Source organism: Rhizobium sp. SU303, from assembly GCF_021052345.1.
Lineage (GTDB): Bacteria > Pseudomonadota > Alphaproteobacteria > Rhizobiales > Rhizobiaceae > Rhizobium > Rhizobium laguerreae.
This window is the reverse complement of record NZ_CP088095.1, coordinates 4645958-4661117: the sequence shown is the minus strand read 5'-3', so window position 1 is coordinate 4661117 and position 15160 is coordinate 4645958. Positions and strand designations below refer to the sequence as shown.

At 60.7% G+C, this 15160-nt stretch carries 14 protein-coding genes; 11 read left to right on the top strand and 3 right to left on the bottom strand.

Annotated features, from left to right (window positions below; all coding sequences use genetic code 11):
* The first annotated feature begins 15 nt into the window (after window positions 1-15).
* Together RlegSU303_RS22830 and coaA are read left to right on the top strand one after the other, a co-directional pair.
* Window positions 16-339, top strand: coding sequence for a phosphoribosyl-ATP diphosphatase (locus tag RlegSU303_RS22830; protein WP_017962659.1), 324 nt, complete (start codon window positions 16-18; stop codon window positions 337-339).
* The gene (gene coaA, locus RlegSU303_RS22825; RefSeq protein WP_017962658.1) at window positions 336-1331 is read left to right on the top strand and encodes a type I pantothenate kinase; all 996 of its coding nucleotides are present in this window, start codon (window positions 336-338) and stop codon (window positions 1329-1331) included. Before RlegSU303_RS22830 ends, coaA begins: the two co-directional genes overlap by 4 nt.
* 115 nt (window positions 1332-1446) lie before the next feature.
* On the opposite strand, the gene RlegSU303_RS22820 is transcribed toward coaA, so the two are convergent.
* The 3 genes from RlegSU303_RS22820 to RlegSU303_RS22810 all read right to left on the bottom strand — a co-directional run bounded on the left by RlegSU303_RS22820 (window position 1447) and on the right by RlegSU303_RS22810 (window position 4219).
* Window positions 1447-2058: an alpha-ketoglutarate-dependent dioxygenase AlkB family protein gene (locus RlegSU303_RS22820; RefSeq protein ID WP_131708565.1), complete on the bottom strand. Its 612-nt coding sequence runs from the start codon at window positions 2056-2058 to the stop codon at window positions 1447-1449.
* A 1-nt stretch (window position 2059) separates the two neighbouring features.
* Entirely contained in the window at window positions 2060-2500 is a 441-nt protein-coding gene (arfB, locus tag RlegSU303_RS22815; protein WP_017962656.1) for an alternative ribosome rescue aminoacyl-tRNA hydrolase ArfB, read from the bottom strand.
* 108 nt (window positions 2501-2608) lie between these two features.
* A complete protein-coding gene (locus RlegSU303_RS22810) occupies window positions 2609-4219 on the bottom strand; it encodes a phosphoenolpyruvate carboxykinase (RefSeq protein ID WP_131719632.1) in 1611 nt (536 codons plus the stop codon).
* Between the two features lie 338 nt (window positions 4220-4557).
* Here RlegSU303_RS22810 and RlegSU303_RS22805 point away from each other — a divergent pair, with 338 nt between their 5' ends.
* The 9 genes from RlegSU303_RS22805 to RlegSU303_RS22765 all read left to right on the top strand — a co-directional run bounded on the left by RlegSU303_RS22805 (window position 4558) and on the right by RlegSU303_RS22765 (window position 15159).
* Window positions 4558-5292, top strand: a complete 735-nt coding sequence (locus tag RlegSU303_RS22805; RefSeq protein WP_198293334.1) for a response regulator transcription factor — start codon at window positions 4558-4560, stop codon at window positions 5290-5292.
* 184 nt (window positions 5293-5476) lie between these two features.
* Entirely contained in the window at window positions 5477-7267 is a 1791-nt protein-coding gene (locus tag RlegSU303_RS22800; RefSeq protein WP_027667952.1) for a sensor histidine kinase, read from the top strand.
* Window positions 7264-7716 carry an HPr kinase/phosphorylase gene (locus tag RlegSU303_RS22795; RefSeq protein WP_131719631.1) on the top strand — a complete coding sequence of 151 codons (453 nt, stop codon included), beginning with the start codon at window positions 7264-7266 and terminating at the stop codon, window positions 7714-7716. The genes RlegSU303_RS22800 and RlegSU303_RS22795 overlap by 4 nt, the downstream gene beginning before the upstream one ends.
* A gap of 150 nt (window positions 7717-7866) precedes the next feature.
* Entirely contained in the window at window positions 7867-8268 is a 402-nt protein-coding gene (locus tag RlegSU303_RS22790; RefSeq protein ID WP_003544139.1) for a PTS sugar transporter subunit IIA, read from the top strand.
* A gap of 9 nt (window positions 8269-8277) precedes the next feature.
* Window positions 8278-8553, top strand: a complete 276-nt coding sequence (locus RlegSU303_RS22785; RefSeq protein WP_003544133.1) for an HPr family phosphocarrier protein — start codon at window positions 8278-8280, stop codon at window positions 8551-8553.
* A 157-nt stretch (window positions 8554-8710) separates the two neighbouring features.
* Window positions 8711-10111 carry an adenosylhomocysteinase gene (gene ahcY / locus RlegSU303_RS22780; RefSeq protein WP_131719630.1) on the top strand — a complete coding sequence of 467 codons (1401 nt, stop codon included), beginning with the start codon at window positions 8711-8713 and terminating at the stop codon, window positions 10109-10111.
* A gap of 203 nt (window positions 10112-10314) precedes the next feature.
* Entirely contained in the window at window positions 10315-12900 is a 2586-nt protein-coding gene (locus RlegSU303_RS22775) for a sensor histidine kinase (protein WP_017962650.1), read from the top strand.
* Complete coding sequence (tsaE, locus tag RlegSU303_RS22770; RefSeq protein WP_131719629.1) at window positions 12897-14414, top strand: tRNA (adenosine(37)-N6)-threonylcarbamoyltransferase complex ATPase subunit type 1 TsaE; 1518 nt, start codon at window positions 12897-12899, stop codon at window positions 14412-14414. The genes RlegSU303_RS22775 and tsaE overlap by 4 nt, the downstream gene beginning before the upstream one ends.
* A 13-nt stretch (window positions 14415-14427) precedes the next feature.
* A complete protein-coding gene (locus tag RlegSU303_RS22765) occupies window positions 14428-15159 on the top strand; it encodes a nucleotidyltransferase family protein (RefSeq protein ID WP_131620098.1) in 732 nt (243 codons plus the stop codon).
* Window position 15160: the final 1 nt, after the last annotated feature.

Genomic DNA, 15160 nt, shown 5'->3' with positions numbered 1-15160 from the left:
CTTGAAAGCGGACCTATGAGCGGATTTTCCCTTTCCGATCTCGAAAGCATCGTCGCAGAGCGATCGAAAGCCTCGCCCGAGCAATCCTGGACGGCCAAGCTCGTGGCCGCCGGTCAGCCGAAAGCGGCAAAGAAGCTCGGCGAAGAGGCGATTGAAGCCGTGATGGCGGCGGTGACCGGCGACCGCGACAATCTGACCTATGAGGCCGCCGATGTGCTCTATCACCTATTGGTCGTATTGAAGATTGCTGAAATACCGTTAGAGAATGTCATGGCCGAGCTCGAGCGCAGAACCGCGCAGTCCGGCCTCAAGGAAAAGGCCAGCCGGCAGAGTTCATGAGTATCGCGACTGAGATTATCGGGGTGCCGGAAACGTTGGATCATTTCCAGTCTGAATCCTATTCGCCCTACCACTTCTTCTCTTCCGAACAATGGGCGAAATTCCGCGCCGACACGCCGTTGACGCTGGCGAGCGACGAGGTCAAACGGCTGCGTTCGATGGGCGATCCGATCGATCTCGACGAGGTCCGGCGCATCTATCTGTCGCTGTCGCGGCTGCTGTCAGCACATGTCGAATCCTCGCAGATGCTGTTTGAACAGCGCAACCGCTTCCTCAGCCTGTCTGATGTGACGAAGACACCCTTCGTCATCGGCATCGCCGGCTCGGTCGCTGTCGGAAAATCGACCACCGCCCGTATCCTCAAGGAGCTCCTGGGGCGTTGGCCTTCCAGCCCGAAGGTCGATCTCGTCACCACCGACGGCTTCCTGCATCCGAACGCCGTGCTGCAGCGGGAAAAGCTGATGCAGCGCAAGGGCTTTCCGGAAAGCTACGACACGGGTGCGATCCTGCGCTTCCTCTCGGCGATCAAGGCCGGGCGGCCGGATGTGAAGGCGCCCAGCTATTCGCACCTCGTCTATGACGTGCTGCCGGACGAATACAAGATCGTCGACCGGCCCGACATCCTGATCTTCGAGGGCATCAATGTGCTGCAATCGCGCGACCTGCCGGCCGGCGGCAAGATCGTGCCGATGGTCTCCGACTTCTTCGACTTCTCGATCTATATCGATGCCGCCGAAGACGAGATCCACAACTGGTATGTCACGCGCTTCATGCGGCTGCGCGAGACCGCCTTCCGCGATCCGAATTCCTATTTCCATCGCTATGCCTCGATCAGCGACGCGGAAGCGCTCGAAATCGCCGAGGATCTCTGGGCAAACATCAACCTGAAGAACCTGCGGCAGAACATTCTACCGACGCGTCCACGCGCCGATCTCATCCTGAAAAAGGGCAAGGATCACCTGATCGAACAGGTCGCGCTGCGAAAACTATAGCGACGGTCGTTAGAGCCTTTCCGTTTTTCTCCGAATCACGGAAACGCTCTATCGCTTTGTTTTTACGCAATTCCGGACGCAAAACCGCTGCGCACTTTTGCTGGAATTGCTCTAGTCAGGGATTGACGCGGCGGAGCGTCAGATTGATGCGGCCGCCATTCTTCAGCAGCGTCGATGTCGCCGGATGGATACGGTCGACGCCGTGGAAACAAAGCCTCCCCTCGCCGCCCAGCACGACCAGGTCACCGCTCGAAAGCTTGAAAGATAGCGTGCGATCATTGCGGCTGAGACCGCCGACGCGAAAGAGGCAGCTGTTGCCGAGCGAGATCGAAACGACCGGGGCTTTGAGATCCTGTTCGTCCTTGTCCTGATGCAAGCCCATGCGCGCTTCGTCGGAGTAGAAATTGACGAGGCAGGCTTCCGGCGGCTTGTCGTAACCCGAAACGTCATTCCAGATATCGAGCAATTGCTGCGGCATATCAGGCCAGGGTCTGCCGGTTGCCGGGTGTGTCGGCTGGTAGCGATAGCCGCACTCTTTGTCTGTCACCCAGCCGAGCGGCCCACAATTGGTCATGCGCACGGACATCGGCTTGCCGGTGTCGGGCATGGCGGGCACATAAAGCGGCGCTTCGGCGACGACGGTGCGGATCACCTCGACCAATGCCTCCTGACGCGCTCGGTCGAGATAACCGGGGAGATGGCGGATGCCGTTCAAGAGCTCCGGCATGTCACTCGCCACTGCCGCCGGGGCGGCCGCGCATTTTCTTGACTTCCGAGCGACCGGATTTTTCCTTCAGGCGGCGTTCGACCGAACCCTTGGTCGGCCTGGTCTTCTTGCGCGGCGGCGGCGGCGGCTTGGCGGCCTCGAGGATCAGTTCCTTCAGCCGGTCACGCGCATCCTCGCGGTTGCGGTCCTGGCTGCGAAACCGGCTGGCCTCGATCATCAGCACGCCATCCTTCGACAAACGCCGGCCGGCGAGCTTGATCGCATTGGTTTTGACGCGATCATTGAGGGACGGTGAATTCGCGATGTTGAAGAACAGCTGAACCGCGGTCGAGACCTTGTTGACATTCTGCCCGCCGGGACCGCCCGCCAGAACGAACTGTTCCGTCAGCTCCCATCCCGCGATGGTGATCCTGTCATCGATATAGAGCGCGTCGCTGGCCATGCGGCGTTCTATCTCACATCGGCGGCGAATTGAAAATATCGACTGTGACATGGAAAACCCGGCGATCTTGCGATGCCGGGTTTCACGTGAGTCAGAGGTTTGATCTGCTTATTCGGCAGCGACCTTTACGCCGGGGGCCGCATCACGGACGCCGCCGTCGACATGATTTTCGAACTTGGCGAAGTTCGCGATGAACATCGAGACCAGCTTTTCAGCCTGCGCGTCATAGGCTGCCTTGTCGGCCCAGGTCGAGCGCGGATCGAGAATGCCGCCATCGACGCCGTCGACGGAGACCGGCACGGCGAAGCCGAAGTTCGTGTCAGCACGGAATTCCGCCTGTCCAAGTTCGCCGCTCAGGGCGGCAGCGAGAAGCGCACGCGTCGCCTTGATCGGCATGCGCTTGCCGGTGCCGTAGGCGCCGCCGGTCCAGCCAGTATTGACAAGCCAGCATTGGACGCCATGACGGCCGATCAACTCCTTGAGCAGATTGCCATATTCGGCCGGATGCCGCGGCATGAAAGGAGCGCCGAAGCAGGTGGAGAAGGTCGCTTCCGGCTCGACGACACCCTTTTCGGTGCCAGCCACCTTGGCGGTGTAGCCGGAGAGGAAGTGATACATCGCCTGATCAGGCGTCAATCGGGCGATTGGCGGCATGACGCCAAAGGCATCGGCGGTCAGCATGATGATCGTCTTCGGATGCCCGGCACGGCCCGTTTCCGAAGCATTCGGGATGAAGTCCATCGGATAGGCGCAACGGGTGTTCTCGGTCAGCGACCCGTCGTCGAAATCCGGCTCGCGGCTTTCGTTCAGCACGACGTTTTCCAGGACCGTGCCGAAGCGCTGCGTCGTCGCGTAGATTTCCGGCTCGGCTTCGGCCGAAAGGCGGATAGTCTTGGCATAGCAGCCGCCTTCGAAGTTGAAGATGCCGTTCTCGCTCCAGCCGTGTTCGTCATCGCCGATCAGCGTCCGGGCCGGATCGGCCGAAAGCGTCGTCTTGCCGGTGCCGGAAAGGCCGAAGAAGACCGCCGCGTCACCGTCCGGGCCGACATTGGCCGAGCAGTGCATCGGCATCACGCCCTTGGCCGGCAGCAGGTAGTTCAGCACGGTGAAGACCGACTTCTTCATTTCGCCGGCATAGGAAGTGCCGCCGATGAGGACGAGACCGTTGGTGAGATCGCAGGCGATCACCGTTTCCGAACGGCAGCCGTGGCGCGCCGGATCGGCCTTGAAGCTCGGCAGATCGATGATTGTCAGCTTCGGCACGAAGCTCGAGAGCGCTGCGGTGTCGGGGCGGATCAGCAGATTGCGGATGAACAGCGAATGCCAGGCGAATTCGGTCACGACGCGGGTCGGCAGGGCATGGCCTTCCTCGGCGCCGCCGACGAGATCCTGGACGAAAAGCTCCTTGCCCGCGGCATGCGCCAGCATATCGTCGCGCAGCACGGCGAAATGCTCCGGCGAGATCGGCTTGTTATTGTCCCACCAGATTTCGCCATCGGTATTGATATCGCGAACGACGAACTTGTCGCGCGGCGAACGGCCCGTGTGCTGGCCGGTGAGAGCCCGCAGCGCACCCTGAGCGGTCAGTTCGGCTTCGCCCCGGCGGATCGCTTCTTCATAGAGCGCGGCGGCGGAAAAGTTGTAGCGAACGCTTGCTGCGCCGCCCAATCCACCCGTTGCCAGCTCTATTGCCGGGTTATGAACTCCGAACATTTCCATGGCTAGTTCCCTTCACTCAGGCTCGTTGCCGATTAAAACTAATCGCGAAAATACGGGTAGAAATTTTAAAACACAAGATGGAAAACTTGAGAAAATGCAGTGATATCAAACAATTAATCGATTTAAATTTATCGTCTTAATTTTAAATCGTTTGAATAGATCGCGTTTAAAGATTCGGACGCACTACCTAAAATTGCTCGCGCATTTTACGACAATCTTCCCCTTTATCTTTGCCACAATTTGTTCCACCTTTATCCTCCATAAGCGCATCCGGTCACTGAGACCGCCTGGGGAGAGCAAATCCGGGAGATTGCGCACTGATGACGGAGACCAACACCATGCCGACAATCGCGCTCGTTGATGACGACCGCAACATCCTCACCTCGGTGTCGATCGCACTGGAGGCCGAAGGATATAAGGTCGAGACGTATACGGACGGTGCTTCGGCGCTCGACGGCCTGCTGGCGCGACCGCCGCAGCTGGCGATCTTCGACATCAAGATGCCGCGCATGGACGGCATGGAACTGCTGCGCCGCCTGCGGCAGAAGTCGGATATTCCCGTCATCTTCCTCACCTCCAAGGATGAGGAGATCGATGAACTCTTCGGCCTGAAGATGGGTGCCGATGATTTTATCACCAAACCTTTTTCGCAACGTCTGCTGGTGGAACGCGTGCGCGCCGTCCTGCGCCGCGCGTCAAGCCGCGAAGCCGCCGCCGCCGGCACCGGCCCCAGCGGCGCGCCGAAGACCGGTGCGGTGCAGCAGGCCCGCTCGCTGGAGCGCGGGCAGCTGGTCATGGACCAGGAACGCCATACCTGCACCTGGAAAGGCGAGGCCGTGACGCTGACGGTGACCGAATTCCTGATCCTGCATTCGCTGGCGCAGCGCCCCGGCGTCGTCAAAAGCCGCGACGCGCTGATGGACGCAGCCTATGACGAACAGGTCTATGTCGACGACCGGACCATCGACAGCCACATCAAGCGGCTGCGCAAGAAATTCAAGATGGTCGACACCGACTTTGATATGATTGAAACACTCTACGGAGTGGGATACCGCTTCCGCGAAGCAGCCTGAGCCCCGAGCGGCGCAGCGCGCTCCTGCATAATCGCCTAAGTCGGCATCGATTTAAGGATCAAATTATGCAGCAGTTCAAAATGTCACAGCGTCCTTTGCGCGTCTGAAAAGACGCGCGGCGCTGTTAGAAATGTTGAGGGCTGCGGGCCGGTCCATCCGGCTCCGCCCTTCGAAAGGGCTGTTATTGGCACAGTTGGTGCAGGAAAGGGATCTCGACGATGCGGAGGGCGTGAGCACCCGTCGCGTCCGAGGCCGCCGTTGGTCGCATCCCTTCACGCTGATCCGCCGCATCTTCGGCAATGCCGTCTTTTCGAGCCTGACGCGGCGCATCCTGTTCTTCAATCTCGTCGCGCTGGTGGTGCTCGTCGGCGGCATCCTCTATCTTAACCAGTTCCGCGAGGGATTGATCGACGCCCGCGCCGAAAGCCTGTTGACGCAGGGCGAAATCATCGCCGGCGCCGTTTCGGCCTCCGCGTCGGTCGATACGAACTCGATTACCATCGATCCGCAGAAGCTGCTCGAGCTGCAGGCCGGCCAGAGCATCACCCCGGTGCCGAACGACGAGGATCTTGAATTCCCGATCGATCCCGAAAAGGTCGCGCCGGTTCTGCGCCGGCTGATCTCTCCGACGCGCACGCGCGCCCGCATCTTCGATGCCGATGCCAACCTGCTGCTCGATTCGCGCCATCTCTATTCGCGCGGCCAGGTGCTGCGCTTTGACCTGCCGCCGGTGGAGGAAGAGAAACAGACCTGGAGCGAGTGGTTCGCCACCCTATTCAACAAGGCGTTACAGCCCGGCAATCTACCGCTCTATAAGGAGGCGCCGGGCGGCGACGGCTCGATCTATCCCGAAGTGATGAATGCGCTCACCGGCGTGCGCGGCGCAGTCGTGCGCACCACCGAAAAAGGTGAGCTCATCGTTTCCGTCGCCGTGCCGATCCAGCGTTTCCGCGCCGTGCTCGGCGTGCTGTTGTTGTCGACACAGGCGGGCGACATCGACAATATCGTTCATGCCGAGCGGCTTGCCATCATGCGCGTCTTCGGCGTGGCGACACTCGTCAACGTGCTGCTTTCGCTGGTGCTGTCGTCGACCATCGCTAACCCGCTGCGCCGTCTTTCGGCAGCGGCCATCCGCGTCCGCCGCGGCGCCAAGACGCGTGAGGAAATTCCCGACTTCTCTGCCCGCCAGGATGAAATCGGCAACCTTTCCATCGCATTGCGCGAGATGACGACGGCGCTCTACGACCGCATCGATGCGATCGAGAGTTTCGCGGCCGATGTCAGCCACGAGCTCAAGAACCCGCTGACCTCGCTGCGCAGCGCCGTCGAAACGCTGCCGCTTGCCAAATCCGACGATTCCAAGAAGCGGCTGATGGACGTCATCCAGCACGATGTCCGCCGCCTCGACCGGCTGATCAGCGATATTTCCGACGCCTCCCGTCTCGACGCCGAACTCGCACGCGTCGATGCCGGCTCCGTCGACATGGAGGTGCTGCTGCGCGACCTCATCGAGGTTTCGCGTCAGGTCAGGAGCACCAAGAAGCAGGTGGAAATCGAATATGCGATCGAACGCAAGCCGAACGTCAAGACCCGCTTCGTCGTCAACGGCCACGATCTACGCATCGGCCAGATCATCGCCAACCTGATCGAGAATGCCCGCTCTTTCGTGCCGGAAAAGGGCGGCAAGATTACTGTGCGGCTGGTGCGGACACGCTCGCGCTGCGTCACCACGATCGAAGACAACGGCCCCGGCATCCAGGCGGAAAATATCGACCGTATCTTCGAGCGCTTCTATACGGACCGGCCGGAGGCGGAAGGCTTCGGCCAGAATTCGGGGCTCGGCCTTTCGATCAGCCGCCAGATCGCCGAAGCGCATGGCGGTTCGCTGAGAGCCGAAAACATCACCGATGCCGAGAGCGGGCATATACTCGGCGCGCGCTTCATCCTCTCGTTGCCAATCGGCGCCGCAGCATGACCGAGGCAGGTTTCAACGTCCATGCGACGGCGATCGTCGTCGGCAAGACCGGGCTGCTGTTCAGCGGCCCCTCCGGCTGGGGAAAATCGATGCTGGCCTTCACCTGCATGACCGAGGCGCGCCGGCTCGGGCTTTTCACGGCGCTGGTCGCGGACGATCAAGTTCTTCTCTCAGCAGAGGCCGGCGCGGTGATCGCCACGTGCCCGCCGTCAATCACCGGGCTGATCGAACTTCGCGGCACCGGGATCGTTCGTCAGGACCATATTCCCAAGGCGACCATGCATTATGCCGTGCTTCCGGGCAGCGCCACCGGTGAAAACCGGGTGCCTCCCGAGGGCGAAGTGGTGAGCCTTGCCGCCGGTTTTTCGCTTCCCGCATTGCGGTTGCTCACAGACGTTTCCTCACCCCTTGCGATCCTGATGGCGAAAGTGCCGGATATCGGGCGCTGAGGCCTTCCGGATTGGTCAATCTGCCTTATATATTCGCATTTTTATCTTGCACTTCGGCTTTTCATAGCCAAGATGTGCCCCCACCGGTGGACGTAATTGCTGCATTGCGATATTGGGGCCACCGTTTGCGTATATGGGAGCAGTAATATCATGATCGGACTTGTGCTTGTCACTCATGGCAAGCTGGCTGAAGAGTTTCGTCATGCTGTCGAGCACGTCGTCGGTCCTCAGAAATTCATCGAGACGGTCTGTATTGGCCCCGAAGACGACATGGACCAGAGACGGCAGGACATTCTGGAAGCCGTTTCCGGTGCCGATGATGGCCACGGCGTCGTCATTCTGACCGACATGTTCGGCGGCACACCGTCCAATCTCGCCATATCAGTCATGAGCAGCGGCCATACCGAGGTCATTGCCGGCGTCAACCTGCCGATGTTGATCAAGCTTGCCGGGGTGCGCGGCGAGAACAACATGGAGAAGGCACTGGTGGAAGCCTCCGAAGCCGGGCGGAAATATATCAATGTCGCGAGCCGTGTGCTCAGCGGAAAATAACGGGCATTCATGACATCGCTCTCCCGGGAACTCCTTATCATCAACAAGCGCGGTCTTCATGCGCGCGCTTCCGCCAAATTCGTGCAGATGGTCGAGACCTTCGATGCCGCCATTACCGTTTCCAAGGATGGAATGACGGTCGGCGGAACCTCCATCATGGGCCTGATGATGCTTGCGGCAAGCCCCGGTTCGAGCGTCGTCGTTTCGGCGAGCGGAAGCCAGGCCGAGGAAGCGCTGGAGGCGCTGGACCAGCTGATCCAGAACAGGTTCGGCGAGGAGATGTGAGCTCCGATCGCGTTCATATAAACATATAAAGACTTCTTTATATCCTTATTGCCATCACCGGCGAAGCCTGCTAAACGGCGGACATGCCGTGCGCTTGCACGTGGGTTATCTTCGCGCCTGCGCCAATTTTGAGACGTTTTTCAGCCTGGAGGCCTCTATGAGCACTGAAAAAGATTATGTCGTCGCCGATATCGGGCTTGCGGATTTCGGCCGCAAGGAAATTACGATCGCCGAAACCGAAATGCCGGGGCTGATGTCCTGCCGCACCGAATTCGGCCAGACAAAGCCGCTGAAGGGCGCGCGCATCACCGGCTCGCTGCACATGACTATCCAGACGGCCGTGCTCATCGAAACGCTGGTCGCGCTCGGCGCCGAAGTCCGCTGGGCCTCGTGCAACATCTTCTCGACGCAGGATCATGCCGCTGCCGCGATCGCCGCTTCCGGCGTACCTGTCTTCGCCATCAAGGGCGAATCGCTCGAGGATTACTGGGTCTACACCGACAAGATCTTCCAGTGGGCCGATGGCGGCCTTTCCAACATGATCCTCGATGACGGCGGCGACGCCACCATGTACATCCTGCTTGGCGCCCGCGCAGAAGCCGGCGAGGACGTGCTGTCTCATCCGCATTCCGAAGAAGAGGAAATCCTCTTCGCCCAGATCAAGAAGCGCCTTGCCGCTTCGCCTGGCTGGTTCACCAAGCAGCGCGACGCGATCAAGGGCGTCACCGAGGAAACGACGACCGGCGTCAACCGCCTTTACCAGCTCAGCCAGAAGGGCCTGCTGCCCTTCCCGGCGATCAACGTCAACGACTCGGTCACCAAGTCGAAATTCGACAACAAGTATGGCTGCAAGGAATCGCTGGTCGACGGCATCCGTCGCGGCACCGACGTCATGATGGCCGGCAAGGTTGCCGTCGTCTGCGGATACGGCGACGTCGGCAAGGGTTCTGCCGCTTCGCTCTCCGGCGCCGGCGCCCGCGTCAAGGTGACCGAAGCCGATCCGATCTGCGCATTGCAGGCTGCGATGGACGGTTATGAAGTCGTTCTGCTCGAGGACGTCGTTTCCTCGGCCGATATCTTCATCACCACCACCGGCAACAAGGACGTCATCCGCATCGACCATATGCGGACGATGAAGGATATGGCGATCGTCGGCAACATCGGTCACTTCGACAACGAGATCGAAGTCGCTGCATTGCGCAATCTCAAGTGGACCAACGTAAAGCCGCAGGTCGACCTGATCGAATTTCCCAAGGGCAACCGCATCATCCTTCTTTCGGAGGGCCGTCTGCTCAACCTCGGCAACGCCACCGGCCATCCGTCCTTCGTGATGTCGGCTTCGTTCACCAACCAGACGCTGGCGCAGATCGAGCTCTTCACCAAGCCCGACCAGTATTCCAACCAGGTCTATATCCTGCCGAAGCATCTCGACGAGAAGGTCGCACGCCTGCATCTCGACAAGCTCGGCGTGAAGCTGACTGAGCTTTCTGAGGAACAGGCTGCCTATATCGGCGTCTCGCCGAAGGGCCCGTTCAAGTCCGACCACTACAGATATTGATTTGATCGTTAATATCCACAAGATGTAGAAGCCGCGGCATTGACAAATGCCGCGGCTTATTTTTTGGACGCTCCCTTCCCGCAGATTCCCTTCCGAAGTATTGTTTTAAGACTTGATTCGTGGCGCCGGACCCTGTCCGACCGCTGCGAAAATGGGATGTCTTGTCGTAATGCGGCACATTGAAGGACGGAGACATACCGCGGATGTCGGAAATAAGAAGCAGCCTGCCCGGTCAGGCGGATGATGGCGTTCGCGCCGATCGCCGCCCGCTCATGGCAGGCCGAGGATATAAATCTGCAACGGCACACGAGGCCGCAAAGCAAGAGCACGGACCACTGGCGCGCTTCCTGAAAAGCTGCGCCGCCGGCACGGCGCTTGCCGCGCTGGCGCGGCCGGCTCTGGCACAGGCGGAGCAGCAGGCGGCGGCCTCGGCTCACCTCTTCACATCCTCGCAGGTGATCGGTGTTTCCGTCGTCATCGGCGTCATATCGGCAGCGCTGCTGTCGACGCTGTGGCTGGTGCGTCAGCGCGGCAATCTGGAAAACGAGAGCCGGGAAATCCGCTCGGCGCTCTCCGATGCCCAGCAGCGCATTTCGCAATACCAGGCTCTGATCGCCGACAAGAACCGGCGGATCGTCATCTGGGACGGCAATGCGCGCCCCGAACTGCTCGGCCAGCTTCCGCCCGAGACCGGCGCGCCGCAGGACGGCGAATTCCTGGCCTTCGGCCTGTGGCTGAAGTCACGTTCGGCTTCCGAGCTGGAAAAGGCGATTGACCGGTTGCGCGACGAGGCGCAGAGCTTCGACATGGTGGTCGAAACCATCCGCGACGAAATCCTCGAGGCGCAGGGCCGGGTTTCCGGCGGGCGCGCGTTCGTCCGTTTCGTGGCGCTCAACAATCTGCGCGCCGAGCTCGCAGAGCTCAGGATCGAGCGCGACCGGCTGATGACCTCGATCTCTGCCTTCCAGACCATGCTCGACGCGATCGACATGCCGGCCTGGCAGCGCGATCCGGTGGGCCGCCTGACCTGGGTCAACCAGGCTTATGGCGAGGCGGTCGAAGCGCGATCGCCGCAGCAGGCGATCAATGAAGGCCGCGAGATGCTGACGACCGTCGCGCGCGAACGAATTCGTGCCACGACGACGCCGGAATCGCCCTTCCACGACAAGATCTCGACCGTCGTGCGCGGCAATCGGACATTCTTCGACGTCGTCGACGTCAGGGTTCCCGGCGGTTCGGCTGGCATCGCGATCGATGTATCCGACATAGAGGCAGTGCGCGCCGAGCTGGAACGGACGCTGAAGAGCCATGCCGAAACGCTCGACCATCTCGCCACGCCGGTTGCCATCTTCGACGGCGAGCGGCGGCTGCAATTCTACAATCAGGCCTTCGTCGCGCTCTGGGAACTGGATATCGCCTTCCTCGAAGGCCGGCCGGACAATAGCGAGTTGCTCGAGCGGCTGCGCGCAGCCAAGAAGTTGCCGGACCAACTCAACTGGAAAAGCTGGAAGGAAGCCGCGCTTTCCGTTTATCGCGCGCTCGACACGCAAACGGATCTTTGGCACCTGCCCAACGGACAGACGTTGCGGGTCTTCGCCACCGCTCATCCGCAGGGCGGCGCCACCTGGGTGTTCGAAAATCTGACCGAGCAGGTCGATCTCGAAACGCGCTACAACACGCTGGTCAAGGTGCAGGGCGAAACGATCGACCACCTTTCCGAAGGGGTGGCGGTTTTCGGTCCTGATGGACGCATCCGACTTTCCAACCCGGCCTTCCGTGCGCTCTGGGGGATCACCGAAACCGAAGCCAAGCCCGGCACCCATATCCGTGCGCTGGGCGAGGCCTGCGCGCCGTCCTATGACCGGCCGGACGGCTGGAAGACCTTCGCGGAACTGATCACCAGCTTCGACGACGAACGCCGCTCGGGCCAGGGAACGCTGGAGCTCTTCTCCGGCCTCGTGCTCGACTATGCCGTCATTCCGCTGCCGAACGCGCAGACCATGCTGACCTTCGTCAACATGACGGACAGCGTGCGTGCCGAGCGCGCGCTGACCGAGAAGAACGAAGCACTGCGCAAGGCCGACGAGCTGAAGAACGACTTCGTCCAGCACGTTTCCTATGAACTGCGTTCGCCACTGACCAACATCATCGGCTTCACCGATCTCCTGCGCACGCCGGGCGTCGGGCCGCTTACCGAACGGCAGGCCGAATATATCGACCACATCTCGACCTCGTCCTCGGTTCTGTTGACGCTCGTCAACGATATTCTCGACCTTGCGACCGTCGATGCCGGCATTATGCGCCTCAATTATGCGGATATCGATCTCAACGATCTGCTCGACGACGTCTCGATGCAGATCGCCGATCGCCTCCACGAAAGCGGCGTGGCGCTTGAAATTACCGCGCCCGCCTATCTCGGCTCGATCGTTGCCGATCCGCAGCGGCTGAAACAGATCCTTCTGAAGCTTCTGTCCAATGCGGCGAATTTCTCGCCCGAGGGCACGTCGATCTCGCTGGAATGCCACCGCGAAGGCACGGATTTCGTTTTCTCCGTCAGCGATCGCGGCCCCGGCATCTCACCTGACATGATCGCGACCGTCTTCGACCGTTTTGCCACGGGAGCGAAAAGCGGCAAACGCGGCGGCGCCGGCCTCGGCCTCTCGATCGTCGACAGCTTCGTCAGTCTGCATCATGGCGATGTGACGATCGACAGCGAGCCGGGCAAGGGCACGACCGTCGTCTGCCGTATCCCCTCGGTCGATGTACCGCATTCCGCCGCCGCCGAATGACGACCAGTGATGCGATCTCGCTTTTCCTGAAAGACGAGGCGGCCACCATCCGCCTCGGTGAAGACCTGGCGCTGGCCCTGAAGGCCGGCGATTGCCTTGCCCTTTCCGGCGATCTCGGCGCGGGGAAATCCTCGCTCGCCCGCGCGATCCTGCGCGCCATGGCCGATGACGAGGGGCTCGAGGTCCCGAGCCCGACCTTCACGCTGGTGCAATCCTACGATCTGCGCATCGCGGTTTCGCATTTCGATCTCTACCGGCTCGGTGATCCGGCCGAACTGACGGAGCTTGGCTTCGACGAGGCCTTGCAGAACGGTATCTGTCTCGTCGAATGGCCTGAGATGGCGCAGAGCGAACTGCCCGCGCAGCGCATCGCGCTGACGCTAGCGCATGAAGGCAGCGGCCGCCGGGCAACAATCGAAGCCGCCGGCGCGCAAAATACACGCATCCGCCGCGTCCTGGCGATCCGCGATTTCCTCGATACCGCCGGTTACCCCGCAGCGAAACGCCGATTCCTGACCGGTGATGCCTCGCTGCGCGCCTATGAGGCGATCTATCCGCAAGCCGGGAACCGACGCATCATCCTGATGGACTGGCCGCCGCTTGCTGAAGGCCCGCCAGTTCTCGACGGCAAACCCTATCCCAAAGTCGCGCATCTTGCCGAAAACGCTTATCCCTTCGTGGCGATCGCCGATACGCTGCGCAAGGACGGTTTTGCGGCGCCCGAAGTCTACAAGGTGGATTATAACAAGGGTATCCTGCTGATCGAAGATCTCGGCAGCGAAGGCGTGCTGGATGCCCACGGACAGCCGGTTATCGAACGCTATCGCGAAAGCGTTGCCTGCCTGGCCAGGCTGCACGCCCTGAAATTTCAGCGGGACATCCCCGTTGGAAAGGGCCATATCCACCATATTCCTGATTTCGACCGCACGGCGATGAAGATGGAGGTGCGGCTGGTGCTCGACTGGCACCTGCCCTGGAAGCGTCAGGGCGCACCCGCAACGGAAGCCGAACGCGCGGATTATCTGGCGATCTGGGATGCGCTCATCGACGAGCTCGCAACGGCCGAGAAGAACCTGCTGCTGCGCGACTTCCATTCGCCGAACATCATCTGGCGCGAACATGAAAGCGGTATTCGCAAGATCGGCCTCATCGACTTCCAGGACGCGATGATCGGCCCCACGGCTTATGACCTTGCCTCGATCGTCCAGGATGCGCGCGTAACGATCGAGCCGGATCTCTTTCGGCAGCTGATGGACGATTATCTGACGCTTCGCCGCGCGCAAGGCGGTTTCGACGAAGCCGGATTTATGAAAGCCTGGGCAATCATGTCTGCGCAGCGCAACTGCAAGCTTGCCGGCCTCTGGGTGCGCCTGTTGCAGCGCGACGGCAAGCCGGGCTATCTGAAACATATGCCGCGCACGCTTTCCTATCTGAACGTCGCGCTCGAGCATGAAACGCTTGCCCCCTTGCGCGATTGGTGCGCAAGGGCTGGAATAGGCCAGAGCGAATCATAAGTTCCGGATCAGAATGACCATCAGACAAGCCATGGTACTGGCCGCGGGTCTCGGAACCCGCATGCGCCCGATCACCGACAAGATCCCGAAGCCGCTGGTGAAGATCGACGGCAAGCCGATGATCGACTACGCTCTGGATTCGCTGGTGGCGGCCGGCATCGAACGCGCCGTTGTCAACATTCACCACCACGCCGACCAGATGCTCGAACATCTCGGGAATTATCACGGCCTCGATATCGTCATATCAGACGAACGGGACGCACTGATGAATTCCGGCGGCGGACTGGCGAAGGGGCTGAGACTGCTTGGCCGCGACGATATCTTCGTCATGAACGCCGATCTGTTCTGGATCGGCGAACAGCAGGGGCGGCCGACAAACCTGGAACGCTTAGCCGGGTTCTTCGATGCCGAACGCATGGATATGGCGCTGCTTTGCGTTGGGATCGAGCATACGACGGGTCACAATGGCAAGAACGACTTCAGTCTCGCGGCCGATGGCCGGCTGACACGTTATCGAGACGATCCTTCCAACCCCGTCGTCTATGCCGGTGCGATCGCCATGAACCCGTCACTGTTCGATGATGCACCGAAGGATGCCTTCAACCTCAATATCTATTTCGACAGGGCGATCGCGCGCCGACGGCTTTTCGGCATGGTGCTCGAAGGCCACTGGCTGACGGTCGGTACGCCCGACGCGATCGGCGAGGCGGAGGAAACGATCCGGCGATTGCGGACGTTTGCGTAAG

Bases quoted from the DNA above. Each gene is read 5' to 3' on its own strand.
- RlegSU303_RS22830 (WP_017962659.1), top strand. From the start codon at position 16: ATGAGCGGATTTTCCCTTTCCGATCTCGAAAGCATCGTCGCAGAGCGA.
- coaA (WP_017962658.1), top strand. From the start codon at position 336: ATGAGTATCGCGACTGAGATTATCGGGGTGCCGGAAACGTTGGATCAT.
- RlegSU303_RS22820 (WP_131708565.1), bottom strand. From the start codon at position 2,058: ATGCCGGAGCTCTTGAACGGCATCCGCCATCTCCCCGGTTATCTCGAC.
- arfB (WP_017962656.1), bottom strand. From the start codon at position 2,500: ATGGCCAGCGACGCGCTCTATATCGATGACAGGATCACCATCGCGGGA.
- RlegSU303_RS22810 (WP_131719632.1), bottom strand. From the start codon at position 4,219: ATGGAAATGTTCGGAGTTCATAACCCGGCAATAGAGCTGGCAACGGGT.
- RlegSU303_RS22805 (WP_198293334.1), top strand. From the start codon at position 4,558: ATGCCGACAATCGCGCTCGTTGATGACGACCGCAACATCCTCACCTCG.
- RlegSU303_RS22795 (WP_131719631.1), top strand. From the start codon at position 7,264: ATGACCGAGGCAGGTTTCAACGTCCATGCGACGGCGATCGTCGTCGGC.
- RlegSU303_RS22790 (WP_003544139.1), top strand. From the start codon at position 7,867: ATGATCGGACTTGTGCTTGTCACTCATGGCAAGCTGGCTGAAGAGTTT.
- RlegSU303_RS22785 (WP_003544133.1), top strand. From the start codon at position 8,278: ATGACATCGCTCTCCCGGGAACTCCTTATCATCAACAAGCGCGGTCTT.
- ahcY (WP_131719630.1), top strand. From the start codon at position 8,711: ATGAGCACTGAAAAAGATTATGTCGTCGCCGATATCGGGCTTGCGGAT.
- RlegSU303_RS22775 (WP_017962650.1), top strand. From the start codon at position 10,315: ATGTCGGAAATAAGAAGCAGCCTGCCCGGTCAGGCGGATGATGGCGTT.
- tsaE (WP_131719629.1), top strand. From the start codon at position 12,897: ATGACGACCAGTGATGCGATCTCGCTTTTCCTGAAAGACGAGGCGGCC.
- RlegSU303_RS22765 (WP_131620098.1), top strand. From the start codon at position 14,428: ATGACCATCAGACAAGCCATGGTACTGGCCGCGGGTCTCGGAACCCGC.